The 24,452-nt window shown below is 68.4% G+C and carries 23 protein-coding genes and 1 riboswitch; of the genes, 10 read left to right on the forward strand and 13 right to left on the reverse strand.

Features of this window, described 5'->3' with window-relative positions:
- Window position 1 precedes the first annotated feature (1 nt).
- Both urtB and urtA read right to left on the reverse strand, forming a co-directional pair.
- Window positions 2-1,921 carry an urea ABC transporter permease subunit UrtB gene (urtB, locus tag ACNKFW_RS01375; RefSeq protein WP_081762183.1) on the reverse strand — a complete coding sequence of 640 codons (1,920 nt, stop codon included), beginning with the start codon at window positions 1,919-1,921 and terminating at the stop codon, window positions 2-4.
- A gap of 48 nt (window positions 1,922-1,969) precedes the next feature.
- Complete coding sequence (urtA, locus tag ACNKFW_RS01380; protein ID WP_024844190.1) at window positions 1,970-3,256, reverse strand: urea ABC transporter substrate-binding protein; 1,287 nt, start codon at window positions 3,254-3,256, stop codon at window positions 1,970-1,972.
- Window positions 3,257-3,573: 317 nt separating this feature from the next.
- On the opposite strand from urtA, the gene ACNKFW_RS01385 reads away from it, so the two are divergent.
- Complete coding sequence (locus ACNKFW_RS01385) at window positions 3,574-3,954, forward strand: methylglyoxal synthase (protein WP_024844189.1); 381 nt, start codon at window positions 3,574-3,576, stop codon at window positions 3,952-3,954.
- 159 nt (window positions 3,955-4,113) lie between these two features.
- Here the strand turns inward: ACNKFW_RS01385 and thiC are convergent, their stop codons facing one another.
- Window positions 4,114-5,919, reverse strand: a complete 1,806-nt coding sequence (gene thiC, locus ACNKFW_RS01390) for a phosphomethylpyrimidine synthase ThiC (protein ID WP_024844188.1) — start codon at window positions 5,917-5,919, stop codon at window positions 4,114-4,116.
- 79 nt (window positions 5,920-5,998) lie between these two features.
- A riboswitch (TPP riboswitch) is annotated at window positions 5,999-6,118 on the reverse strand.
- 439 nt (window positions 6,119-6,557) lie between these two features.
- Here thiC and ACNKFW_RS01395 point away from each other — a divergent pair.
- The 6 genes from ACNKFW_RS01395 (at window position 6,558) to ACNKFW_RS01420 (ending at window position 12,478) form a co-directional block, all read left to right on the forward strand.
- Window positions 6,558-7,373: a DUF3100 domain-containing protein gene (locus ACNKFW_RS01395; RefSeq protein ID WP_024844187.1), complete on the forward strand. Its 816-nt coding sequence runs from the start codon at window positions 6,558-6,560 to the stop codon at window positions 7,371-7,373.
- Between the two features lie 4 nt (window positions 7,374-7,377).
- A complete protein-coding gene (locus ACNKFW_RS01400; protein WP_024844186.1) occupies window positions 7,378-7,875 on the forward strand; it encodes a hypothetical protein in 498 nt (165 codons plus the stop codon).
- Window positions 7,875-9,029, forward strand: coding sequence for a M20 aminoacylase family protein (locus ACNKFW_RS01405; protein ID WP_418024524.1), 1,155 nt, complete (start codon window positions 7,875-7,877; stop codon window positions 9,027-9,029). Before ACNKFW_RS01400 ends, ACNKFW_RS01405 begins: the two co-directional genes overlap by 1 nt.
- 32 nt (window positions 9,030-9,061) lie before the next feature.
- Window positions 9,062-9,997 (forward strand): LysR family transcriptional regulator, encoded by a 936-nt coding sequence (locus ACNKFW_RS01410; RefSeq protein ID WP_024844184.1) that lies wholly within the window; start codon window positions 9,062-9,064, stop codon window positions 9,995-9,997.
- A gap of 63 nt (window positions 9,998-10,060) precedes the next feature.
- Window positions 10,061-10,924, forward strand: coding sequence for an NAD(P)-dependent oxidoreductase (locus ACNKFW_RS01415; protein WP_418024526.1), 864 nt, complete (start codon window positions 10,061-10,063; stop codon window positions 10,922-10,924).
- A 9-nt stretch (window positions 10,925-10,933) separates the two neighbouring features.
- Entirely contained in the window at window positions 10,934-12,478 is a 1,545-nt protein-coding gene (locus ACNKFW_RS01420) for an aldehyde dehydrogenase family protein (RefSeq protein WP_036747381.1), read from the forward strand.
- A 345-nt stretch (window positions 12,479-12,823) separates the two neighbouring features.
- Here ACNKFW_RS01420 and ACNKFW_RS01425 read toward each other — a convergent pair whose 3' ends face one another.
- From ACNKFW_RS01425 to ACNKFW_RS01460, 8 genes are read right to left on the reverse strand one after another with little or no spacing between them, the layout of a single operon-like run.
- Window positions 12,824-14,032: an aspartate transaminase gene (locus tag ACNKFW_RS01425; RefSeq protein ID WP_418024528.1), complete on the reverse strand. Its 1,209-nt coding sequence runs from the start codon at window positions 14,030-14,032 to the stop codon at window positions 12,824-12,826.
- Between the two features lie 48 nt (window positions 14,033-14,080).
- The gene (locus ACNKFW_RS01430; protein WP_024844180.1) at window positions 14,081-14,854 is read right to left on the reverse strand and encodes an SDR family oxidoreductase; all 774 of its coding nucleotides are present in this window, start codon (window positions 14,852-14,854) and stop codon (window positions 14,081-14,083) included.
- A 35-nt stretch (window positions 14,855-14,889) separates the two neighbouring features.
- Window positions 14,890-15,654: a LamB/YcsF family protein gene (locus ACNKFW_RS01435; RefSeq protein ID WP_024844179.1), complete on the reverse strand. Its 765-nt coding sequence runs from the start codon at window positions 15,652-15,654 to the stop codon at window positions 14,890-14,892.
- Window positions 15,651-16,049, reverse strand: coding sequence for a hypothetical protein (locus ACNKFW_RS01440; protein WP_418024530.1), 399 nt, complete (start codon window positions 16,047-16,049; stop codon window positions 15,651-15,653). The genes ACNKFW_RS01435 and ACNKFW_RS01440 overlap by 4 nt, the downstream gene beginning before the upstream one ends.
- Entirely contained in the window at window positions 16,049-17,023 is a 975-nt protein-coding gene (locus ACNKFW_RS01445; protein WP_418024532.1) for a biotin-dependent carboxyltransferase family protein, read from the reverse strand. The genes ACNKFW_RS01440 and ACNKFW_RS01445 overlap by 1 nt, the downstream gene beginning before the upstream one ends.
- The gene (pxpB, locus tag ACNKFW_RS01450; RefSeq protein WP_418024534.1) at window positions 17,020-17,664 is read right to left on the reverse strand and encodes a 5-oxoprolinase subunit PxpB; all 645 of its coding nucleotides are present in this window, start codon (window positions 17,662-17,664) and stop codon (window positions 17,020-17,022) included. The genes ACNKFW_RS01445 and pxpB overlap by 4 nt, the downstream gene beginning before the upstream one ends.
- Window positions 17,657-19,027 (reverse strand): acetyl-CoA carboxylase biotin carboxylase subunit, encoded by a 1,371-nt coding sequence (gene accC, locus ACNKFW_RS01455; protein ID WP_418024536.1) that lies wholly within the window; start codon window positions 19,025-19,027, stop codon window positions 17,657-17,659. Before accC ends, pxpB begins: the two co-directional genes overlap by 8 nt.
- A complete protein-coding gene (locus tag ACNKFW_RS01460) occupies window positions 19,027-19,440 on the reverse strand; it encodes an acetyl-CoA carboxylase biotin carboxyl carrier protein (protein ID WP_418024538.1) in 414 nt (137 codons plus the stop codon). The genes accC and ACNKFW_RS01460 overlap by 1 nt, the downstream gene beginning before the upstream one ends.
- Window positions 19,441-19,663: 223 nt before the next feature.
- Between ACNKFW_RS01460 and ACNKFW_RS01465 the strand changes: the two genes are divergently transcribed.
- Window positions 19,664-20,338, forward strand: coding sequence for a 4-carboxy-4-hydroxy-2-oxoadipate aldolase/oxaloacetate decarboxylase (locus ACNKFW_RS01465; protein ID WP_024844173.1), 675 nt, complete (start codon window positions 19,664-19,666; stop codon window positions 20,336-20,338).
- 46 nt (window positions 20,339-20,384) lie between these two features.
- On the opposite strand, the gene ACNKFW_RS01470 is transcribed toward ACNKFW_RS01465, so the two are convergent.
- Both ACNKFW_RS01470 and ACNKFW_RS01475 read right to left on the reverse strand, forming a co-directional pair.
- Window positions 20,385-21,413: a LacI family DNA-binding transcriptional regulator gene (locus ACNKFW_RS01470; protein ID WP_418024540.1), complete on the reverse strand. Its 1,029-nt coding sequence runs from the start codon at window positions 21,411-21,413 to the stop codon at window positions 20,385-20,387.
- A gap of 129 nt (window positions 21,414-21,542) precedes the next feature.
- Window positions 21,543-22,334 carry an SDR family oxidoreductase gene (locus ACNKFW_RS01475; RefSeq protein ID WP_418024542.1) on the reverse strand — a complete coding sequence of 264 codons (792 nt, stop codon included), beginning with the start codon at window positions 22,332-22,334 and terminating at the stop codon, window positions 21,543-21,545.
- 122 nt (window positions 22,335-22,456) lie between these two features.
- Between ACNKFW_RS01475 and ACNKFW_RS01480 the strand changes: the two genes are divergently transcribed.
- On the forward strand, window positions 22,457-23,404 hold the full coding sequence (locus ACNKFW_RS01480) for a 2-hydroxyacid dehydrogenase (protein ID WP_418024544.1): 948 nt from the start codon (window positions 22,457-22,459) through the stop codon (window positions 23,402-23,404).
- A gap of 7 nt (window positions 23,405-23,411) precedes the next feature.
- Window positions 23,412-24,443 carry an L-idonate 5-dehydrogenase gene (locus ACNKFW_RS01485; protein ID WP_418024546.1) on the forward strand — a complete coding sequence of 344 codons (1,032 nt, stop codon included), beginning with the start codon at window positions 23,412-23,414 and terminating at the stop codon, window positions 24,441-24,443.
- Window positions 24,444-24,452: the final 9 nt, after the last annotated feature.

The raw sequence follows: 24,452 nt of genomic DNA on the forward strand, positions 1-24,452 counted from the left end.
GTCACGCCTCTGCCGCACGGCCGCGCTGCGGGATGATGCCGCGCGGCCGGAACTGGATGAAGATCACGATGAACAGGATCATGAAGGTCTGCGCCGCCAGCGTGTTCGAGGGGTTGAAGGATTCGATCACCTTCGACAGCACCCCGATCAGCCCGGCGCCCGCCAGCGTGCCCCAGATGTTGCCGACGCCGCCCACCACCACCGTCATGAAGCTTTGCACGATATATTGCTGGCCCAGCTCGGACGTGACCTGGGCAAACAGGCCGATGGCCACGCCCGCGATCCCGGCGATTCCCGAGCCGAGGCCAAAGGTCAGCATGGCGATGCGGTCGGGGTTGATCCCCATGCTGGCCGCCATGCCGGGGTTTTGCGTCACCGCGCGGACTTCCAGCCCCAGCCGCGTGCGCTTCATGATGATAAGGAACAGGCCCAGGAACAGCAGTGCCAGCCCGAAGATCGCCACCCGGATGGTCGAGATCGAGACCACGTCGTTCAGCGTGATCGCGCCTTCCAGCCATGCGGGCGCGGTCAGCGGCCGGGCCTGCGTGCCGAAGACGTTCTTGGCAAGCTGTTGCAGCGCGATCGACACGCCGAAGGTCGCCAGCAGCGTCTCCAGCGGGCGATGCGCCAGGTGCCGGATCACCAGCCGGTAAAGCATCACCCCGGCGGCAAAGGTCACAGCGAAGGCCAGCGGCAGCGCCGCCACCAGCGACAGGGTGCGATCCGCGATCACGGTCTGCGCGACATAGCCGGTATAGGCGCCCATCATGATGAATTCGCCATGCGCCATGTTGATGACCCGCATCACCCCGAAGGTGATCGCCAGCCCGATGGCGGCCAGGAAACAGATCGAGGCAAGAGACAGCGCATCCAGCCCCAGATCGATTCCCTTCATCGCCGCCAGCCGCCATTCCGCGCCCCTTTGCGCGGCGCGGGCGGCGTCGGTCACGGCCGCATCCGGTTCGGCATAGACATCGAAGAAGCGGGTGCCTGCCAGCGCCGCCTCGGTCTCGGCCTCGGTGGCGGCGGGCGGGACGGTTCCCGCCCTCTCCAGCGCCTCATAGGCGCGGTCGCGGGCCTTCGGGTCGGACAGCTCGGCGACGGCAATGCCGCCCACCTTGCCATCGACGATATGCGCGGCCAGCGCATTGCGCTGGTCGGCGGCGGTCAGGCGCGGCTGGATCAGCCCCTGCGCGGTCAGCAGGGCGACGGCGGCCTCGCGCGGGAAATCGTCGGAGCCCAGGCGCAATTCGCGGGCGATATTGGCGCCCTGCGGCTCCTCGGCCGCGGCCACGCGCCAGGTCGCCAGCAAAGGGTTCAGCGCGGCGCGGAAATCAAGGCTCACGTCGCCCGCCATGTCCTGGATGGCTGCCACCCGCGCGGCGGGGTCGGCGTCGAAGCGGATGGTCAGCAGCTTTTCGATCCGGGCGCGGCGGGCGGCCAGCGCGGGGTCCGGCTCGGGTGCGGCGGCGCGCAGGGCGGCCAGATGCGCGGCGGTGCCGTCGCGGGCGATGCTGGCCAGCGCGGCGGCGCGGCGGGCCGGGTCGGGGCTGGCAATCTCGCCCGCGACCAGCGCCGATTCGATCACGCCGCGCACCCCGGCATTGGGGCGCAGCATCTTCGGCTTCGCGCCCGTGACGGCCTGCCCCGTCACCGCGTCCGTGGCTCCGTCGCCCGTGACGATCACCAGCCGCCCGTCGGCCAGGCCAAGCGCGCGGTCCACCCAGGCCGATAGCAGCGCCAGCCCCTCGGGTCCGGTGGCGGCGATCCGGGCCACCACCGGCTCGACCGTGCGGCGCGAGGGGTGCTGGATCTGGTCCAGGTTGTCGGCGACGACCGTTTCCAGCGCCGGATTGGCGGCGGCGGGCAAGGCCAGGAACAGGCTCAGCAGCAGGGCGATCAGGCGGCAGGTCATGGGCATTCCCGTCTGGAGGCGCAAGAGGGCGGCAGCACCGCCCCCAAAGGCCGGTCAGTAGTTCGACTGGACCTGCACGCAGCTGTTGGTCTGCGTGTTGAACATGCCGCATTGCTTGCCCGGCCAGTCGGCATCCAGCACGGCGGATTCGGGCAGGTAGTCGGTCCAGGCGTCGCCGGGCACCGGATCGGTCTGGCTGACGATGTCGAACTGGCCGTCGGCGCGGATCTCGCCGATCAGCACCGGCTTGGTCAGGTGGTGGTTGGGCAGGACCGTCGCGGTGCCGCCGGTCAGGTTCGGCACCTCGATGCCGACGATGGCGTCAAGCACCGGATCGACATCGGTGGTGCCGGCCTTTTCGACCGCCGCGACCCAGGCGCTGAAGCCGATCATCGTCGCCTCCATCGGGTCGTTGGTCACGCGCTTGTCGTCGCCGATGAACTTGTGCCATTCCTCGATGAAGGCGGCGTTTTCCGGCGTGTCGGCGGATTGGAAATAGTTCCAGGCGGCCAGATGCCCGACCAGGTTCGCGGTATCCAGGCCGGAAAGCTCTTCCTCGCCGACCGAGAAGGCGATGACCGGAATGTCCTCGGCCGAGACGCCTGCCGCCGCCAGCTCCTTGTAGAAGCCGACATTGGCATCGCCGTTGATGGTCGAGACGACGCCGACCTTCTTGCCGTCCGCACCAAGCGCCACCACGTCCGCGACGATCTTGGACCAGTCCGAATGCCCGAAAGGGGTATAGTTGACGAAGATGTCTGCCGCGGCGACGCCCTTGTCCTTCAGATAGGCGTCAAGGATGTTGTTCGTGGTACGCGGATAGACGTAATCGGTGCCCAGGAGCGCCCATTTCTCGACGCCCAGTTCCTCCATCATGTAATCGACCGCCGGGATCGCCTGCTGGTTCGGGGCGGCGCCGGTATAGATGACGTTCTTCGAGCTTTCCTCGCCCTCGTATTGCACGGGATAGAACATCAGCCCGTTGAGTTCCTCCAGCACCGGCAGCACGGATTTGCGGGAAACCGAGGTCCAGGCGCCGAAGATCACGTCCACATCGCTGACGGTCAGCAGTTCGCGCGCCTTTTCGGCGAACAGCGGCCAGTCCGAGGCCGGATCGACCACCACGGCCTCCAGCGGGCGGCCCAGCAGCCCGCCCCTGGCGTTCTGGCGCTCGACCATCATCAGGACGGTGTCCTTCAGCGTGGTTTCCGAAATCGCCATCGTGCCCGAAAGCGAATGCAGCACGCCGATCTTGATCGGCTCGCCTTCCTGCGCCTGCGCGATGCCCGCAAGCCCGGTCGAAATGGCCAGAGCGGCGGCTGCGCCGATGATCCTGTTCATCCCTGTATCCCTTCCCTCTATCCTTCCAGTGGTTCAGGGGCACTAGAGGGCATCGGCCGCGCGCCACCAATCCTCATGCCGCGCCGTCGCGTCGGCCGGCATGGTCTGACGGATTTTCAGCCGGTTTTTCCGGGAACGGCCCATGAAACAGGCAGATCCTCGACCCCGGTGCCGGGCCGGGGTTCCGGGCCTGCCGCCCCATGCTGCGGGCCCGTCGGCTGTTTCGGGAGAAAATCTGCGCCGCCGCATCGCCAACTCGACTTGCGGCCGGCAGGTCGATATGATTGCGCTAACAGAGATGTTTGTGGAGAGCCTGCATGGATAATCGCGCCGATCTGGCCTTGGTCGCGCATGACGGCAAGAAGGACGACCTGATCGCCTGGGTCGAGAACCGGATCGACCGGCTTCGTCCCCTGTCGCTGATCGCTACCGGTACCACCGGGGCGCGGATCCATGCCGCGACCGGGCTCGAAGTGGGCCGACTGCTCAGCGGACCGCTGGGCGGCGACGCGCAGCTTGGGGCGATGATCTCCGAAGGGCGGCTGAAGAACCTGATCTTCTTCATCGATCCGCTGTCGGCCCTGCCCCATGACGTTGACGTGAAGTCGCTGCTGCGGCTGGCGATCCTCTACGACGTGCGTCTTGCCGTGAACAGCAAAAGCGCGGATGCCGTCCTGGCGGCGCTTGCAGCGGAATAGCCGCTGATCCGATCCCGGGCGCGGCGTTTCCGCCGGGCGATCTCTGCCGCCCGACGGGGTGCGGTGCCACGGGCTCGGGAAGCGGTCCAAGCGACCAGTTTCCTCGACGGGGGCCGCCGCCGGCGGCCCTCCCCCTCCATCATCCTGCCCAAGGGCAGGTCAGACCCCCTCGCGCACGGGCATGTAGAGGTCGCCCCCCTCGCGGTATTTCTGTGCCATGGCGGCCATGCCCTCCTTTTGCGCCTCGGCGCGGATGTCGTGGGAAATCCGCATCGAGCAGAATTTCGGCCCGCACATCGAGCAGAAATGCGCGAGCTTGTGCGCCTCCTTCGGCATGGTCTCGTCGTGGAAGGCCCGCGCCGTCTCGGGGTCGAGCGAGAGGTGGAACTGGTCTTCCCAGCGGAACTCGAACCGGGCGCGCGACAGGGCGTCGTCGCGGATCTTCGCCGCCGGATGGCCCTTGGCCAGGTCGGCGGCATGGGCGGCGATCTTGTAGGTGATGACGCCGGTCTTCACGTCATCGCGGTCGGGCAGGCCCAGATGTTCCTTGGGCGTGACATAGCACAGCATCGCCGTGCCGAACCAGCCGATCATCGCCGCGCCGATGCCGCTGGTGATGTGGTCGTAACCCGGCGCGATGTCGGTGGTCAGCGGCCCGAGGGTGTAGAACGGCGCCTCGCCGCAGATCTCCAGCTGCTTGTCCATGTTCTCCTTGATCTTGTGCATGGGCACATGGCCTGGGCCCTCGATGATCACCTGGCAATCTCTGGCCCAGGCGATCTTCGTCAGCTCGCCCAGGGTTTCCAGTTCGGCGAATTGCGCCGCATCGTTGGCATCGGCGATGGAGCCGGGCCGCAGCCCGTCGCCAAGGCTGAAGCTGACGTCATAGGCGCGCATGATGTCGCAGATCTCCTCGAAATGCTCGTAGAGGAAGCTTTCGCGGTGATGATGCAGGCACCATTTCGCCATGATCGAGCCGCCGCGCGACACGATCCCGGTGACGCGGTCCACCGTCAGCGGGATGTGGCGCAGCCGCACCCCGGCATGGATGGTGAAATAATCGACGCCCTGTTCGGCCTGCTCGATCAGCGTGTCGCGAAAGACTTCCCATGTCAGGTCTTCGGCCACGCCGCCGACCTTTTCCAGCGCCTGATAGATCGGCACGGTGCCGATGGGCACGGGCGAATTGCGGATGATCCATTCGCGGATGTTGTGGATGTTGCGGCCCGTGGACAGGTCCATCACCGTGTCCGCGCCCCAGCGCGTCGCCCAGACCATCTTGTCCACCTCCTCGGCCATGGACGAGGTGACGGCGGAATTGCCGATATTGGCGTTGATCTTGACCAGGAAATTGCGGCCGATGATCATCGGCTCGGCCTCGGGGTGGTTGATATTGGCCGGGATGACCGCCCGCCCGCGCGCCACCTCGTCGCGCACGAACTCGGGCGTGACGAAATCGGGGATCGCGGCGCCGAAATCCTGCCCGTCGCGGGCCAGCGCCTCTTTCGCGGCCTTGCGGCCCAGGTTTTCGCGGATGGCGACGAACTCCATTTCCGGCGTGACGATGCCCGCGCGGGCATAGGCCAGCTGGGTGACGGCGCTCCCGTCCCGCGCCCGCAAGGGCCGGTGCCGGACGGGAAATTCCGGCGTCAGCCGGTCGCCGGCGACGAAGCCGTTATCCTCGGGCTTCACATGCCGGCCCTGATAGGCCTCGACATCGCCACGCGCCGCGATCCAACCGTCCCGCAGGCGCGGCAGGCCCCGTTCGATGGCGATCTCGGCGGCGGGATCGGTATAGGGCCCCGAGGAATCATAGACCGTCACCGGCGGTTCCGCGGCACTTGGATGCAAGGCGATCTCGCGCATGGGCACGCGAATGTCGGGATGAAGCACGCCGGGCTTGAACACCTTGGTCGAGGCGGGCAGCGGTCCGGTCGTGACCGTCAGGGTTTCTTTGGATGTCATGTCGAGGCTCCTCGCGTCGCAGCATTGGAGACCCAGCACTGACGGGAAGGAAAAGGATGCCCCATTGGTCGCAACGACCGGCAAGGCATCCGCACCGTCCCTACGCCAGCATGAACTGGATCAGGTTCATAGGGTCCCTGCGCTGCCTCGCGGCCCAGCAGTATCTCAGCCCCTTGTCGGGACACCCCTGGTGAGATGCGCAGCATGCGAAGCGGGGCCGGGGATGTCAATAACCAGAGCGGGCGTTTCCTTTACGCGCCGCCGCGCCCGCGGGCGGGCCGCGCCGGCAACGGCCTCGCCCCGCCGGTCCCGGCGGCGAATTTCGCCGGCGATCACGGCCTGATGCCTTTGGGGCAGCGGGCCAGGGCGGGCCAGGCGGCAGGGTCCGGGAAGCCGGCGCCTCGCCACGCTCCCGGCGACCGGGCGCACCGGTTGAAGGCCGTCGCAGCCGCGGCATTCGCCCTGCGGGGGCGTGCTGAAACGGGCGGCGCTTCCGACCGCTCGATCTGCTCGGAACGCCGCGGCCCGCTGCATGTCGTTGCTGTCCGGGCAACGCGATGTTCCAGTTCGCGGGCTGGTCGATCCTTCACGAAGATTTCATAGTCCGACAAAAACCGCCACAACAGAGAGGAAATCCCATGCGGGAAACCCCTGCCTTCAGCCCTGGAACCTGGGCGTTGCACGGCCTGGTGCTTATCATCGTCTGCATCGCCGAGGCGATCGGCGTCCTGAGGCTGCCCATCGGCATCGCTGCCATCATCCTGCTGCCGATGCTTTATGCCTTTGCCATGGGCATCGTGCTGAATCCGAACATCACCCGCGCGACGAGGCGGTTGCTGACGCCCGGCGTGCAGAAATTCGCCGGCGGCATGATCACCATCGCGATCACCCCCTTCGTCGCCAAGTTCGGCACGACGGTCGGCCCCCAGATCCAGGCCATCATCGACGCCGGCCCCGCCCTGATCCTGCAAGAGATCGGCAACCTCGGCACCATCGCCATCGCCTTTCCCGTCGCCGTCTTCCTGCTGCGGATGGGACGCGAGACCATTGGCGCGGTCTATTCCATCGACCGAGAGCCGAACCTGGCCCTGATCGCCGAGAAATACGGCCTCGACAGTCCCGAAGGCGCGGGCGTCATGGGCGTCTATGCCACCGGCACGCTCATCGGCACCTTCGTCTTCGCCATCATGCCGCCCTTGATCCATGCGCTTGGCCTTTTCGACGTCCGCGCCCTGGCCATGTCCTGCGGCGTCGGGTCGGGATCCATGCTGGCGGCCTGCACGGGCGCCCTCGTCAATGTCGTTCCCGAGCAGAAGGATCTGATCCTTGGCCTGGCGGGTGCCTCGAACGTGCTGACCTATGCCACCGGGCTTTATGTCGGCATGTTCGTCGCCCTGCCGCTGACCGAATGGCTGTTCCGCAAGGCCCGGCCCGAGCTTTACAACCAGGGATGAGATCATGAGCAAGACCGCTGACAACCTGCCCCTGGGCAATGAGGAACTGGACGAGCGCCGGATTCGCATCGGCGAAACCGCGATCCTGCTGCTGATCGCCTGCGTCATCGGCACGATCTCGAACTATGTCTCGACCGGCATCGGCGCGCTCGAAGCCCTGCCGGGGATGGGCTTCCTGTATCTCTGCTCGGTCGTCGGGCTGATGCTGGCCCGGTTCGTGCCGTTTTACCTGCCGGCCGTCGCCTGGGTGTCGCTGATCGCCATCGTCGCCACGATCCCCGGCGTTCCCGGTTCGGGCTGGGTGGTGCAACAGGCCGACAAGATCAACTTCCTGTCGCTGGCCACGCCGGCCCTGGCCTATGGCGGTCTTGCGCTGTCGGCCAAGGAGTTCGACATCGCCAGGCGCTCGGGCTGGAAGATCGTCATCGTCGCCATCTGCGTCATGCTGGGCACCTATCTGGGCTCGGTGGTGATCGCCGACCTGGCGCTGAGGTTCTTCTGATGCGCGACCTGCCGGCACAGGTGGTGGCCGATGCGATCGATTGGCGCAGGCAGTTGCACCGCAATCCCGAACTGGGGTTCCAGGAACACGAGACCGCCGGCTTCATCGCCGGGCAGCTTGCCGGTTTCGGCTATGAGGTCCGGCGCGGCATCGGCCGGACCGGGGTGGTCGGCAGCCTGACCAAAGGCAATGGCAACCGCGCCATCGGCATTCGCGCCGATATCGACGCCCTGCCGATCACCGAGACCAGCGGCGCCGAATGGGCCTCGGGCAATCCCGGCCGGGCGCATGCCTGCGGCCATGACGGCCATACGGCGGTGGCGCTGGCCGCCGCCCGCCTACTGGCCGATACGCCTTTCGAGGGCACGCTCCGCTTCATCTTCCAGCCCGCCGAGGAGAACGAGGGCGGCGGGCGGGCCATGGTCGAGGACGGGCTGTTCCGCGACTGCCCGGTCGATGCGGTCTATGCGCTGCACAACTGGCCCGGCCTGCCGCTCGGCACGCTGGTTGCGCGCGACCGCGAGATGATGGCGGCCTTCGGCACCTTCGAGATCCGGCTTGCCGGCAAGGGGGCGCATGGCGCCATGCCGCACGAGGGGGCGGATACGCTGCTCGCCGCCTCGCAGCTGGTGTCGGCACTGCAATCCATCGCGGCGCGCAATGTCAGCCCGCTGGACAGCGCGGTCGTGTCGGTGACGCAGATCCATGGCGGCGATGCCTGGAACGTCCTGCCGGAAACCGCCGTCATCCGCGGCACGACCCGCTGGTTCGATCCGGCGGTCGGCGACCTGATCGAGGCGCGGCTGCGCAAGCTGGCCGCATCGGTCGCCGAAGGGTTCGGCTGCACGGCCGAGATCGTCTATGAACGGCGCTATCCCTCGACCCTGAACACGCCCGAGAACGCCGCCCTGGTGCGCAAGGTCGCGGCGGCGGGCGGGCTTTCGGTCGTCGACGCCCCGCCCAGCATGGCGGCCGAGGATTTCGCCTTCATGCTGAACGAGCTGCCCGGCTGCTATTTCTGGATGGGCGCGGGCCGCGAGGCCGGCGACAATCCCGGCCTGCATTCGCCGCGCTTCGATTTCAACGATGCGCTGATCCCGCTGGCCGTCGGCTTCTGGCTGGACCTGGCGGCGGCCGAGCTTCGCGCGCCTTGACTCGCGAGGCGGACGGTCCTCATCGTGAGGCGATGATGACCCTCGACCGCCGCGACATCCGCATCTATCTGGCCGTGCATCGCCATGGCTCGATCCGCGCCGCCAGCGACCAGCTTGGGCTGGCGCCCTCGGTGGTGTCGCGCCAGATCGCCGATATCGAGGCGCAGCTGGGCGTGACCCTGTTCGAGCGCAGCTCGAAAGGCGTGCGCCTGACCGATGCCGGCAACCTGGTGCTGGAACATGCCCGCCACGTCGTCGAGGAGGCGGGCTTCCTTCAGGAACAGCTTGCCGATCTGCGCGGCATCCAGCAGCGCAACATCCGCATCCATTGCGGCGAGGGGTTCCTGGCGGATTTCATCCGGAATGGCCTGGCCGGATTCATGTCGCACAGCCCGCATGTGCGCTACGAATTGCTGATCGGCTCGACGGATGCGGTCGTCGCGGCGCTGGCCAATGGCGAAAGCGACATCGGCATCGCCTACAACCCGCCGGTGACGGGATCGGTGCGCAGCATCGTTTCGGCCGGCCATCCGCTTTGCGTGGTGATGCCGCCCGGCCATGCCCTGGCCGGCCTGCCGCAGGTCCGGCTGGCCGATTGCCTGGACTATCCCCTGGCGCTGCTGCCCAGGGGGCATGGCACCACCGACCTGCTGGCACGGGTCGCCTCGGACAGCGGGCTGGCGCTGGCGCCGCAGCTGATGACCACCTCGATCGACGCGCTGCGCCGCTTCGTGACCACAGGGCTGGGGCTGGCCTTCCTGCCCCGCGCCTCGGTCGCCATGGACCTGGCCGAGGGCGCGGCGGTGGTGCGCGAACTGGCCGACCTGGCGCTTCTGGGGGCGACGGCGCATCTGATGGTGCGGGCGCGGCGGCGGCTGCCCGCATCCGTGGCGCAACTGGCCGGACATCTGGAACGCAGCATGGCCAGCTTTGCCGATGTTCCGCTGGGGGCAACACCTCGTTCGTGATCCGACCGCTAGCGCCGATGCCCCGGTTGCGGAAACTGTCATGCATCAACAGAAGAGGATCACATGACAGAAACATCCACCGTCGGCATCGTGGGCCTGGGCGCGATGGGCCTTGGCATGGCAGCCTCTGCCGTCAGGGCCGGCTTCCGCACCCTGGGATTCGACCTGTCACCTGAACGGCTGGCGCAGGCGCGCGCCGAAGGCGTCGAGCCGGCGGGCGATCTGGCCCAGGTCTTTGCCGCCGATCGCGTGGTCTTCTCGCTGCCGACGGCGCGCGATGTCGCGGGCGTCATCGATCAGGTCTCGGGGGTTCTCGAGGGACGTTCTCGGGTCGTCGTCATCGACACCTCGACCTCGGAACCCGCGGTGACGCGGGCGCTGGCGGCCCGGCTGGCGGCGATGGGGCACGGTTTCCTGGACGCGCCCGTCTCGGGCGGGCCGGCCGGCGCGGCCAAGGGCGCGCTGACCATGATGATCGGCGGCTCCGCCGCAGACCTGGCCGATGCCCGGCCCGTCATCGAGGCGCTGTCGGCCAGGGCGATCCATGTCGGCGACAGCGGTGCGGGCAATGTGGCCAAGCTGGTCAACAACCTGCTTTGCGCCGCCCATATGCTGACCACGGCCGAGGGGCTGCGCCTGGCCGAGGCGGCGGGCATTCCCGCGCAATCGGTGCTGGAGGTGCTGAACGTCGCTTCCGGGCGGACCATGCTCAGCGAGGTGCATTTCCCGGCCTGGGTGATGAACGGCGCCTTCAACAGCGGCTTTACCATGGCGCTGATGCAAAAGGACGTGCGGCTGGCGCGGCAGCTGGCCGAGGAATGCGACGCCCGGCTGCCGCTGACCGAGAAGGCCGCGCAGCTTTGGGCCGATGCGCCCTATGCCGGCGACGACGACTTTACCCGCATGGGCGATTTCCGGGCGAAATGAGGTAACGACATGAACGTGACGACAATCGACGCCGCCGAACAGGCCGACCGGATCCTGACGCTCTATCGCGAGATCTTTCCGGGCGCCGACATCGGCAGCCTGATCGGCGGCGAGATCCTGCCCGGCTCGGGGGCGCAGTTGGAGCTGACCGACCCGGCCTCGGGCCAGGTCTTCGCCCGCTATGCCGATGCCGGCGCGGCCGAGATCGACGCCGCCATGGACGCGGCGGCGCGCGCGCAGCGCGAATGGATGGCGATGCCCGCCGCCGCGCGTGGCCGGATCATGTGGGCCATCGCCGGCCAGATCCGCGCCCATGCCCCCCTGATCGCCGAGATCGAAAGCCGTTCGGCCGGACGCCCGATCCGCGACATCCGCGGCGAGGCGCTGCGCGTGGCCGAGATGTTCGAATATTACGCCGGCTGGTGCGACAAGCTTTACGGCGACGTGATCCCGGTGCCGTCGAGCCATCTGAACTATACCCGCCACGAGCCGATCGGCGTGGTCATGCAGATCACCCCCTGGAACGCGCCGCTGTTCACCGGCGGCTGGCAGATCGCGCCCGCCATCTGCGCCGGCAACGGCGTGGTGATCAAGCCCTCGGAACTGACGCCGCTGTCCACGCTGATCCTGGGCCGGATGTGCGAGTTGGGCGGCGCGCCGCGCGGGCTGGTCAATGTCATCGCCGGGGCCGGGCCGACGGCCGGGCAGGCCGGCGTCACCCATCCCCGGACGGGGCTGGTGGTCTTTGTCGGCTCGGCGCAGGCGGGCGCGGCCATCGCCGCGGCGGCGGCAAGGAACACCGTGCCCTGCGTGCTGGAGCTTGGCGGCAAGTCGGCCAATATCGTCTTTCCCGACGCCGACCTGCCGCGCGCGATCATCGGCGCGCAGGCGGCGATCTTCGCCGGGGCGGGGCAGAGCTGCGTTGCCGGCTCGCGCCTGCTGGTGCATCGCAGCATCAAGGAGCGTTTCGTCGCCGCCTATGCCGAGGCGGCCGGGCGCATCGCGCTGGGCCATCCCTTCGACGAGGCGACCCATGTCGGCCCGATCAACAACCGGCGGCAGTGGCAAAAGATCTCCGAGATGGTCGGCGCCGGCGTGACCGAGGGGGCGCGCATTGCTGCCGGCGGCGGCCGGCCGGCGTCGTTCGAGGCGACCGGCGGTTTCTACTTCGCGCCGACGATCCTGGATGACGTAACCCCGCAGATGAGCGTCGCACGCGAGGAAATCTTCGGCCCCGTCGTATCGGTCCTGACCTTCGACAGCGAAGAGGAGGCCGTCGCGCTGGCCAATGACAATCCCTATGGCCTTGCCGGGGCGGTCTGGACCGCCGATGTCGGCCGGGCGCATCGCATGGCGGCGGCGGTCCGCGCCGGCACCTTCTGGGTGAACGGCTACAAGACGATCAATGTCTGCTCGCCCTTCGGCGGCTTCGGCCGCTCGGGTTACGGCCGCTCTTCGGGGCAGGAGGCGCTGCTGGCCTATACCCAGACGAAAAGCGTCTGGGTCGAGACCGCGGCCGAACCGCCGGCGAGTTTCGGCTACGCGCCCGGCTGATCGGAAAAAGCCCAGGACATCACGACGCCGCGCAGCCCGCAAGAATCGCGGGCTGCACAAGCGGTATCGATCTGCAGGCCGCAAGCGGGTGGGCGGCTGCGCCTGCTGCTCGCCCGGGGCTCGAAACCATGCCGCAACTGTGATCCCTTCAAGCCGAAGCCGCGGCATCGCCATCCGGAATGCCGCTGCCGGCAAGCCGCGCAGCCGTATCGGCGATGCGGCAATCGCCCCAAGCACCGGGGAAGGTGGTCGGATCGGCCCGTGCAACCGCGCGGGCCGGGGACGCGTTCCTCGACCGCTTCAGCGAGCAATCGCCGCCGGAATGCCGGCCGGTGATCCCTGTCCTCAGTCCAAGGCCGCGCAGGCCTGGGCGATGGCGGCGCAGGCCTGTTCGATGACCTCCATCGAGGTCGCGGTCGAGATGCGGAAATAGGGTTCGAGCCCGTATGCCCCGCCATGGACCGAGGCGACGCCTGCCGCCTCCAGAAGATACAGGCTGAAGTCCAGGTCGCTCTCGATCGTCCTGCCGTCCGGCGTCTTCTTGCCGATCAGGCCGGCGCAGCTGGGATAGAGGTAGAAGGCGCCGTCCGGCAGGCGGCAGGCAAGGCCGGGGATGGCATTGATCAGCGCATGGGCGCGGTCGCGCCGCTGGCGATAGACCGCCACGGCCTCGTCGACCGAATGCTGGTCCGAGGTCAGGGCCGCAGCGGCGGCTGCCTGGCTGATCGAGGAGGGGCAGGACGACATCTGCGATTGCAGCTTGTTGATCGCATCGATCAGCGCCAGCGGCCCGACGCCATAGCCGATCCGCCAGCCGGTCATCGCGTAGGACTTGGAGACGCCGTTGACGACCAGGGCCTGCGGCTTCAGCTCGGGCAGGACGGTCAGGATGCTGCAGGGCTCGAAATCGGCGAACCAGATTCGGTCGTAGATCTCGTCGCAAAGCACCATCACATGCGGATGGCGCAGCAGCACCTGTCCCAGCGCCCGCAGCTCGTCGGCGCCATAGGCGGCGCCGGTGGGGTTCGAGGGCGAGTTCAGGATCACCCAGCGGGTGTTGGCGGTGATCGCGGCCTCCAGCACCTCGGGGGTCAGCTTGAAGCCGACCTCCTCGCCGCAGGGAACGACGACCGGGGTGCCGCCATTGGCGATGACCATGTCGGGATAGGACACCCAATAGGGCGCCGGGACGATGACCTCGTCCCCGGGCTCGACGGTGGCCATCAGCGCCACGAACAGCACCTGCTTGGCGCCGCCGCCGACGCAGATCTCGTTCAATTCGCAGTCGATGCCCAGCCGCGTCGCGAAGTCGCGCTGGATGGCCTTGCGCAGCGCGACCGTGCCGTTGACCGGGGTGTATTTCGTCTCGCCCCCTTCCATCGCCCGGATGGCGGCGGCCTTGATGTGGTCGGGCGTGTCGAAATCGGGCTCGCCCACGGTGAGGTTGAGGATCCTGCGTCCCTCGGCCTGCAGGTCGCGGACCTTCTGCGCGGCGGCGGTGCTGGGCGAGACGCGGATGCTGGTGACGCGCGAGGCCAGTTTGATGTTGCTCAAGGCAATCTCCATCGGTGCGGATTGTTCGGATGCCGGCGGGGCGGCGCGTTACTTGTTGCCGGTCAGGATCACGTCGTCGCCCACGCGCTTTGCGGTGCGCAGGCCGCCGGGGACCTGCAGCGTCGGCAGCAGCTCGATCAGGTTGATGTTGACATATTGCGGCGTCCCGACCGCATATTCCACGGCATCGGCGATGTCCGAGACCTGCGGCATCTCGAAGCCTTCGTAATATTTGCGTTTCGCCTCGGCGGGGTCGATCTTCTCGACCTTGGCGAAGATGTCGGTCTCGACCCGGCCGGGGCTGATCTCGGTCACCCGGACGCGGCGGCCGAAGGCATCGACCCGCAACTGGCGCGAGACGGTATGCATCGCCGCCTTGGTGGCGTGATAGGCGATATGGCCGCCGAACTCGTAATGCCCGGCCATCGAGGTGATGTTGACGATATGGCCGCGGTCGCGCGCCATCATGCCCGGCAGCAGCAACCGGGCCAGGTGCAGGGCGGCGCGCAGGTTGACGTCGATCTGCTCGTCGATGTCGAAGGCGCTGGAGGTAAGGATGCTGCCGGGCCGCGACACGCCGGCATTGTTCACCAGCACGTCGATTTCCAGATCCTTCACCAGCGCGGTCACGGCCTCGGTGTCGGAAACGTCCACCGCATGCGGGATGACGCCGCATCGGTCCGCCAGTTCCTGCAGCTTGTCGGCGTTGCGGGCCAAGGCGTGGACGGTCAGCCCCTTGGCGCGCAGCCGCTCGGCGATGGCCCAGCCCATTCCGCCCGAGGCGCCCGTCACCAATGCCGTCTTGTAATCCGAAAATGCCATGGTTCTGTCTTTCTTCTCGTGAATGGGCCGGGGGGTCAGATGTGGCGGGTCAGCGGCGCGATGGTCGCGCCGCCCGCCGTGATGCCTTCGCGCAGCCGCCGCGTCAGTTCGACCGCGCCCGCCGTGTCGGAATGGACCAGGACGGACTGCACCGGCATCGGGATGACCTGGCCCTCCACCGTGTCGACCTGCCGGTCGCGGATGACCCGCATGACGCGGGCCACGACCAGCTCGGCATCATGGATGACCGCCCCCGGCTGGCTGCGGGGGGCAAGCTGGCCGCTGGCCAGATAGCCGCGGTCGGCCAGGAACAGGCGGACCACGTTGCCGCCCATCTCCAGCGCGGCCTTTTCCAGGGCGCTGCCCGGCAGGACCAGGAAGGCGATCTCGGGGTCGAAGGCCATGGCCGCGCGCGCCACTGCCGCCGCGATTGCGGGATCGGAGCTGGCGAGATTGCCAAGCGCGCCATGCGGATTCATGTGGGTGATGCGATGCCCGGCGCGGCCCGCCAGCCCGGCCAGCGCGCCCAGCTGGTAAAGCACATGGCATTCCAGTTCCGGCAGGTCCATGTCCATCCGCCGCCGCCCGAAGCCCATGCGGTCGGGAAAGCTGACATGCGCGCCCAGATCGACGCCATGCTCCCTGGCCAGCCGGATCGTGCGGTCCATGATGACCGGATCGCCGGCATGGTAGCCGCAGGCCACGTTGGCCGAGCTGATCTGCGCCATCAGCGCCTCGTCATCGGCGATGCGATAGGGGCCGAAGCCCTCTCCCATGTCCGAGTTGATGTCGATGATCATGGCTTGGTCTCCAATGTCAGGACGGTGTCGCCGTGGCCGAACAGGGTGCCGGGTTCCGGGATCTGCGACGCGATGGTGCCATCCGCCGGGGCGATGACGGGGGCGCGGACGGCGCCTTGCGCGACATAGCCCAGAAGCTCGCCGGTGCGGACGGCGTCGCCGGGCGCAAGGGCGGGCAGGCCGTCGTCGCTGCCGCGCGGCAGGAAGCGGCCGATATCGGGGCTGCGCGCGGCTGCGGTCGCCGTCGCGGGCTGCGCCGGGGCTATGGCGGACGGTGCGGGTCCGGCCGGCAGGACCAGGTGCAGGAACATGTCCCCGCCCTCGATCTCCAGCGCGCCGACGCCATGCGCGCGCATCGCGTCCAGAAGCCGGGTAAGGTCTTGCTTGTCGAACATCACTGCCATCCCCCCTGCCGGACGCGGAATGCTTCCAGCTCGGCGCGGATTCCGGCCAGGCTTTGCTGCTGCACCCTTGCGGCCTCGGCCGCCTCGGCCAGCGTCACCCGGCGAAAACGCAGGCGGTCGCCGGGCCGCGCCTGCGCGATGCGCCACAGGTCGGGTTCGATGACCGCCGCGATCTTGGGATAGCCGCCCATGGTCGCGGAATCGGCCAGCTGGATGATCGGCTGCCCGCCACCCGGCACCTGCACGATCCCCGGCGCGATCCCGTGCGAGCGCAACTCGCCCGACGCGGCATAGGCCAGCGGCTCGCCCTCCAGCCGGTAGCCCTGGCGGTTGCTTTGCTGGCTGACCGCATAGGGCGTGGTCCAGAACGCCTCGCGCGAGGCCGGGGCGAAATTCCCGTGCTCGGCCGAGGGCAGGGCGCGCAATTCGATCTCTGCGACCCCGGGGGCACGCAGCGCGGGCATGGTCAGGCTGAACCCCGCAAGCGGCAGCGGCGCGGTATCCGCAGCGGCGCGCAGCAGGTCGCCGGCGGCAAGGACGCGGCCTTCCAGCCCGCCGAAACCCTCGCGCAGCTGCGTGCTGCGCGAGCCCAGCACCGCCGGCACGTCGATCCCGCCGGGCAGGGCCAGATAGGTGCGGGCGCCCGATGTCATCGGGCCAAGCTCCAGCACCTCGCCCTCGTCCGCCATGCCCGCCCAGACCCGGGGCAAGGGCCGGCCGGCCAGCGTCGCGCCGCAGGCCGCGCCCGCCAGCGCGAATGCGCCGGCCTGCCGGAACCGGAACCGGGCCGGGGTCAGCGGGATTTCCAGCGTCGCGGCATCCTCGTCATTGCCCAGCATCATGTTGGCGATGCCATGCGACAGGGCGTCCATGACCCCGGCGCGGCCAAGGCCCTGCGACCAGTAGCCGTCGCGTCCCAGGTCCTGCACCGTCGCGCCCGGCGGAATGAAAAGAACCTCGATCATGCCTTGACCTCGACGGGGTTGAAGCGGATCCAGTCGCCGGGCCGCAGCAGCGCGGCGGGGCTGCGTTCGGGGTCGAAGAAGGACAGGCCGGTGCTGCCGATGGTGTTCCAGCCGCTGGGGCCCGCCGAGGCCGAGACCCCGGTCTGCAGCCCCGCCAGCGACAGCGACCCGCCCGGCAGCCGGGGCAGCGGCACCTTGCGGCGCGGCGTTTCCAGCCGGGGATCCAGACCGCCCAGGTAGCAATAGCCGGCATGGCTGCCGACGGCATAGACCGTGTATTCCGGCGCGGCATGCAGGCGCACCACCTTGTCCACCGGCAGGCCGGTCATCTCGGCCACCTCGGCCAGATGCGGGCCGTCATAGGCCATGTCGATGGCCAGAAGCCGGCCCTCGACCTGCTTGCGGATGCCGCTTTCCCACAGCGCGGTCAGGTCCTTCTCGATCCGGTCGAGTTCGGTCGGGACATGGTCCAGAAGCAGGGTGACATTGGTCATGCCGGGCACGGCCTCGCGCACGCCCTTCCAGGTGGCGGCCTCGTCGGCGACGGCCCAGATACGCTGCTGGTTGGCGAGGTCGAAGGGGCAGGAGGGCTGGAACAGCACCGCCCGGCTGCCGATCATGGAAAGCTTCGCGTCAGGCATGGCGGGATTTCCGGGTTTCGAGCCAGTGTTCGAGATGGTGGATGCTGACCCCCCCGGCCGAGAAGCCGGGCTCTGCCAGCATCTGCCGGTGCAGGGGGATATTGGTCGAGACGCCTTCCACCCGCGCCTCGGCCAGCGCGGTCCGGGCGCGGGCCAGCGCCTCGTCGCGGTCGGCGCCATGGGCGATGATCTTGCCGATCATCGAATCGTAGCTCGCCGGGATCTCCGAACCGGCGCCGACATGGGTATCCATGCGGATGCCCGGCCCGCCCGGCACGTGCATCGCCGTGATCCGGCCGGGGCTGGGGGCGAAGCTCTGCGGATCCTCGGCATTGATCCGGCATTCGATGGCATGGCCCAGGCTGCGCACCTGGTCCTGGGTGATCGGCAGCGGCTTGCCGCGCGCCACGTCGATCTGCATGGCCAGGATGTCCAGACCGGTGACCATTTCCGTCACCGGGTGCTCGACCTGGATGCGGGTGTTCATCTCGATGAAATAGAACCGCCCGTCCTCATAGAGAAATTCGAAGGTGCCGGCGCCGACATAGCCGATCCTGCGGCAAGAGGCGGCGCAGCGTTCGCCGATTTCCGCGATCAGCGCCCGGTCGATGCCCGGCGCCGGCGCCTCTTCGATCAGCTTCTGGTGGCGGCGCTGCATCGAGCAGTCGCGGTCGCCCAGCCACAGCGCATGTCCATGTGCATCGGCAAGCACCTGGATCTCCACATGGCGCGGCCTTTCGAGGAGTTTCTCGATATAGATGTCGGCATTGCCGAAGAAGCGGCCGGCCTCTTGCCGGGTGACCATGAAGGCATCGGCCAGCTCGGATTCGGTCCGCACGACGCGCATGCCGCGCCCGCCGCCGCCGCCGGCCGCCTTCAGGATGACGGGATAGCCGATCCCGGCGGCGATCCGGCCAATCTCGTCGGGATCGTCGGGCAACACGCTGTCGGGGCCGGGCACGCAGGGCACGCCGGCGGCGATCATGGCGCGCTTGGCCTCGACCTTGTCGCCCATCATCCGCATGACCGAGGCGCTGGGTCCGACCAGCCGCCGGCCCGCGGCCTCGACGGCCTCGGCGAATTCCGGGCGTTCGGAGAGGAAACCATAGCCGGGATGGATCAGGCCCGCGCCGCTGGCCTCGGCCGCGGCCAGAAGCGCGGGGATGTTCAGATAGCTCTTGGCGGCGGGTGCGGGCCCGATGCAGATCGCCTGATCGGCCAGGTGCAGCCAGGCGGCGTCGCGATCCGCCTCGGAATGCGCGCAGACGACGCGCAGGCCAAGCCGGCGGCAGGCGCGGATGATGCGCAGGGCGATCTCGCCCCGGTTGGCCACCAGCAGGCAGTCCATGTCGATCGCGGCCATCAGCGGATCCTCATCAGCGGCGCGCCCGCCTCGACCATCGCGCCGTCTCCGACCATGATGGCCTCGACGGTGCCTGCTTGGGGCGCGGGGATGGCGGTCATCATCTTCATCGCCTCGATGATGCAGATCGTCTGGCCGGCCTCGACGCGGGCGCCGACCTCGACAAAGGCCGTCCCGCCGGATTCGGGGCGCAGGTGGCACAGGCCCGCCAGCGGGGCGGTGACGGCATCTGCCTCGGGCGCCGCCGGGGCGGCCTGCGCCGCCTCGATGGCGGGTTGCGCGGGCAGAGGGGCGCCGCCCGCGCCGCGGCGGATGGTGATCCGGTGCCCCTCGGCCGAAAAGGCGAACTCGGCCAGATGGTTTTCGGCGGCCCATTCCATCCCCGAGATGATGGAGTCGATGGTGATCGGCATGCGAAGGGCGTCGTCCCTGTGCGAAGTTGCGTTCTCTTGCGATTGGTAGCACCGCCGCTTCGCAATGATGTCAGAGCGGTTTCGCATGACCCGTCCGGGGGCATCGCGAAACCCGATCACATCAGATGCAGACGCTCTTATGCCTGCGCCCCGCGTCCTTCCTATGCTTCCGGCCGATCACCGCCGGCCCCGGCCGCGGCATTCCAGCAAGGAGAAGCACGACGTGCCCCATATCATCACCAGGATCGAACGTGCCGCCCCGGCGGATGTGGCCGCCCTGTCGAAATTCGGCAGCGCCACGATTCACGAGGCGCAGGGCCGGCTTGGCGCGCTGAGCGCGCGCCTGAAGCCCGTGGACCGCGCCATGTCGGTCTGCGGCCCCGCCTTCACCGTGCAAAGCGCGCCGCGCGACAACATCATGCTGCAACTGGCGATCCATTACGCCCAGCCCGGCGATGTCGTCATCGTCTCGGCCGGGGAATACGAGGAGGCGGGGTGCTTCGGCGACGTGCTGGCCAATGCCTGCCTGGCCAAGGGCATCGCCGGCGTGGTCACCGATACCGGGGTGCGCGACACGCAGGAACTGATCCGGCTGGGCCTGCCGGTGTTCTCGCTGAGCGTCTGCATCAAGGGCACGGTCAAGGAAACCCTGGGCCAGATCAACGGCGACATCGTCATCGGCGGGCAGGTGGTGCGGCCGGGCGACGTGATCCGCGGCGATGCCGACGGCCTGGTGGTGGTGCGCCGCGAGGATGCCGCCGAGGTGGCGCGCAAATCCGCTGCCCGCGAAGCGGACGAGGCCGGCTATATCGAGGCCTACAAATCGGGCCGGACGGTGATCGACGTCTGCAATCTCGAGGCGGTGCTGAAGGCCAAGGGCCTGACCACCGATCTTTGACGAGATCTTGCTGAGGATGCGCCCCGCGCCCTGCCGCGGTGCGGGATCAGGCCGATGATTCCCGCACGATCAGGTCGGTCTGGATCTCGATCCGGGCCGGCGCCGCGTCGGAATCCTGCCGCAGCAGGGCGACGATCAGGTCTGCCGTCTTGCTGCCGATGGCGCCGGCATGGACATCGATCGTGGTCAGGCGGGGTACGCTGATCCTGCCGATCTCGTAATTGCCGAAGCCGGCCACCGCCAGATCGCCGGGGATGCCGATGCCCCGCCTCTGGCATTCCGAGATCACCCCGAAAGCCACCAGATCCGAGACGCAGACCACTGCCCGGGTCTCCGGCTGGCTGTCCAGCAAGGCCCCGAGCGCCTGCGCCCCTTCGGCCATGCCGACCGGGGCGGTGCCGGCGGGAACCAGCCGCGTGTCGTCCAGCCCGTGGCGGCGCATCGCCTCGACAAAGCCGCGGCGGCGCTGGCCGCCGCGCGGATCGCGGGGCGATTCACCACCGATGAAGGCGATGTCGCGATAGCCCGAGGCGACCAGGTGATCCACCAGCCGGCCGATGCAGGCGGTGTTGGAAAAGCCCACGACATGCCGGATCGGCTCGGCGGGCAGATCCCAGATCTCGATTACCGGAATCCGCGTCGCCCGCAGCATCTGCCGCGTCCTGCGCGTGTAGTCGCCCACCGTCAGGACGAGCGCCTCGGGCTTGCGGCGCAGCAGCTGGCCGATCAGCCTTTCCTCTTCCTCGGGGTCGTATTCGGTATTGGCCAGCAGGATCTGCAAGCCGTTCCGCGACAGCCCGCGTGAGAGCTGCCGCACGGTTTCCGCGAAATTCGCGTTATTGATCGAGGGGACGGTGACCGCCACGAAGCCGGAGCGGTTCTGCCGGAGGCTGGCGGCGGTCGCGTCGAAGACATAGCCCAGTTCCTCGGCCTTGGCCAGAATCCGGGCGCGTGTCTGCGGGTTGACGCCCTCGTCGCCGCGAAACGCGCGCGAGACGGTCATCGCGGAAACGCCGACCGCCTTGGCGATATCCGCCATCTTCACGGTTCCGCTGTGAAATCCGTCCCTGCTCATGCCGCCACATGCCCCTGCCGAAAGGCAGGCTAGACGCTGCGGGATGCGGCCACAACACCCCGGCGGCATGGGACAGGATGCCGCGGCAGGCCGTCCGCCGCCCGCCCGGCATGGCGGGATGACGCAAGTCTATAGCGAGACACTGATCGCCCCGTCCACATAGAGCGTGTGCCCGTTCACGAAGCTCGATGCGTCCGAGGACAGGAAGACGCAGGCCCCCACCAGTTCCTCGACCAGGCCCCAGCGCCCGGCAGGGGTGCGCTTTTCCAGCCAGGCCGAGAAATCGGGGTCCGCGACCAGCGCGGCGTTCAGCGGCGTGTCGAAATATCCCGGCGCGATGGCGTTGCATTGCAGCCCGTGGCGGGCCCAGTCCGTGGCCATGCCCTTGGTCAGGTTGCCGACGGCGCCCTTGGTGGCGGTATAGGGGGCGATGCCCGGCCGCGCCAATGCGGTCTGGACCGAGCAGATGTTGACGATCTTGCCGCGGCCGCGCCGGATCATGTGCCGCGCCACCGCCTGCCCGACATGGAAGACCGAGGCGATATTGGTCTGCAGCAGGGCCTCGAACCGGTCGGCCGGGAAATCTTCCAGCGCCGTGCGATGCTGCATGCCGGCATTGTTGACCAGGATGTCGATGGGGCCGACCGAGGCTTCGAAATCGTCGATGGCGGCGCGGACCTCGTCATGGCGGGTCACGTCGAAGGGCAGGGCCCGGATCTCGGCCTCGGGCAGTTCCGCCTGCAAGGCGGCGCGCGCCTCCTCCAGCCGTTTCGGATCCCGGCCGTTCAGCACCACTGCGGCGCCGCTTTTCGCCAGCCCCCGTGCCAGCGCATGGCCGATGCCCTGCGACGACCCCGTCACCAGCGCGCGGCGGCCCGCCAGCCCGAACAGGCTTTCAACAAATCCAGTCGTCCCGGCCATCCCGTTCCTCCGTTTGGGTCTCGACAAATCCGTTCGACTCGTGTTTTGTTATCGATAACTATCCGAGTCAAGGGCCCGCTGAAAGGGCGACCGGAAAATCCCGCACCATAATGGAGAACACGATGAGCAAGCCGGTGGTCCTGCAGATGGGGGCCTATCCCGAATGGGACGAAGTCCCGCTGAGCGCGCAATACGATCTGCGCCGTTATTTCGAGGCCGCGGACAAGGAGGCCTTCCTGGCCGAATGCGGCGCCGAGGTGCGGGCCATCGCCACCCGCGGCGAACTGGGCGCCAGTCGCAAGATCATCGAGGCCTGCCCGAATCTCGAACTGATCTCGGTCTATGGCGTGGGCTTCGACGCGGTCGATCTGGAAGCCTGCCGCGAGCGGGGGATCCGGGTGACGAACACGCCCGACGTGCTGACCGGGGACGTGGCCGATCTGGGTGTCGCGATGATGCTGGCCGTCGCGCGCGGCATCGTCGGCGCCGAAGCCTGGGTGCGGGGCGGCCAGTGGGCGGCCAAGGGCAATTATCCGCTGCAGCGCCGCATCTGGGGCAAGAAGGCCGGTATCCTGGGGCTGGGCCGGATCGGCTTCGAGATCGCGCAGCGTTTGCGCGGCTTTGGCATGGATATCGCCTATTCCGACGTCGCGGCCAAGGACTATGCCGCCGATCTGACCTTCATCGCCGATCCGGTCGCGCTGGCGCGGCATTCGGAGTTCCTGTTCGTCGCCCTGGCGGCCTCGGGCCAGACCCGGCACATCGTCAATCGCGAAGTGATCGAGGCCCTTGGTCCCGAGGGCGTGCTGGTCAATGTCTCGCGTGCGTCCAACATAGACGAGGCGGCGCTGATCGCCGCGTTGCAAGACGGCCGGCTGGGCGCGGCGGCGCTGGATGTTTTCGATAACGAACCCCAGATCGACCCGCGCTTCCTGGAGCTGCCGAACGTGCTCTTGCAGCCGCATCAGGCCTCGGGCACCGTCGAGACGCGCAAGGCGATGGGCGAACTGGTCCGCAACAACCTGGCGGCGCATTTCGCCGGCCAGCCCCTGCTTACCCCGGTTGTCTGAGGCCGTCATGAAAGCGATTGTCATCCACGCCGCCAAGGATCTGCGCATCGAGGAACGCGAGCCCGAGGCGCTTGGCCCGGGACAGGTGCGCATCCGCCTTGCGGCCGGCGGGGTCTGCGGATCGGACCTGCATTACTACAACCATGGCGGCTTCGGGGCGGTGCGGCTGCGCGAGCCGATGATCCTGGGCCATGAGGTCTCCGGCCATGTGGTCGAATGCGCGCCGGACGTGGCCGGGCTGGTCCCGGGCGATCTGGTCGCCGTCTCGCCCTCGCGCCCCTGCGGCGATTGCGGCTATTGCCGCGAGGGGCTGCCCAACCATTGCGAGAACATGCGCTTTTACGGCTCGGCCATGCCGTTCCCGCATATCCAGGGCGCGTTCCGGCAGGAACTGGTGGCGGATGCCGCGCAATGCGTGCTGGCCAACGGCCTGACGCCGGGCGAGGCGGCGATGGCCGAACCGCTGGCGGTCACGCTGCACGCCGCGCGCCGGGCGGGCGAGCTGCTGGGCAAGCGCGTGCTGGTCACCGGCTGCGGGCCCATCGGCCTGTTGTCGATCCTGTCGGCGCGGCTGGCGGGCGCGGGCGAGATCGTCGCCACGGACCTGTCGGATTTCACGCTGGCGATGGCGCGGAAATGCGGTGCGGACGCGGTCGTCAACATGGGCGCGGCGCCCGACGGCCTGTCGCCCTTTGCCGCCGGCAAGGGCAGTTTCGACGTGCTGTTCGAATGCACGGGTGTTGCCGCGGCCATCGCGCCGGCCATCGCGGCCATCCGGCCGCGCGGCGTGGTCGTCCAGCTTGGGCTGGGCGGCGACATGCCGCTGCCGATGACGGCGATCACCGCCAAGGAGCTGGACCTGCGCGGTTCCTTCCGGTTCCACCCGGAATTCGCGACCGGGGTTCAGGCCATGCTGGCGGGCCGGATCGACGTCAAGCCGCTGATTACCCACGAGATCGCCCTGGACGAGGCCGAAACGGCGTTCCGGCTGGCCTCGGACCGTTCGGCGGCGATCAAGGCGCAGATCCTCTTCGCCTGAGCCGAGGCC

It is taken from the genome of Paracoccus sp. TD-10 (assembly GCF_048270675.1).
Lineage (GTDB): Bacteria > Pseudomonadota > Alphaproteobacteria > Rhodobacterales > Rhodobacteraceae > Paracoccus > Paracoccus pantotrophus.